This is a genomic window from bacterium (genome assembly GCA_023150945.1).
Taxonomy (GTDB): domain Bacteria; phylum Zhuqueibacterota; class Zhuqueibacteria; order Zhuqueibacterales; family Zhuqueibacteraceae; genus Coneutiohabitans.
Genome location: JAKLJX010000094.1, coordinates 1 through 330 on the forward strand (window position 1 = coordinate 1; position 330 = coordinate 330).

General features: G+C 74.2%; 1 protein-coding gene. It reads left to right on the top strand.

What is annotated here, in order from left to right; translation table 11 throughout:
- Positions 1-330: anhydro-N-acetylmuramic acid kinase (locus L6R21_28205; GenBank protein MCK6563088.1), on the top strand; the 330-nt coding region annotated here is incomplete at both ends.

The window sequence follows — 330 nt, forward strand, 5'->3', positions numbered from 1 at the left end:
TCGTGCCCGCGTCCGGCGGGTCTGATGCGAGCGGGGTGCGCGGCAAGGACGTGTGCGCCTGCAACCAGCTGCTCGACGGGCTTGCCCGGGTTCGGCTCGGCCGGCGCTTCGATGAGAACGGCGCGGTCGCGGCCACGGGGAAGGTCATCCCCAAGGCGCTGGCGGCGCTGGAACAGATCATCCAGCGGCAGGCGACGAGCGGGCGCTCGCTGGGCACCGGCGACGAGCTGGCGAGCTGGATCAGCACGACGGCGGCGCAGCCCGGGGCCGACGTTGTGCGCACCGCGTGCGAGGCGATCGCCCGGGCCGTGGCGGACGCGGTGGAACGTT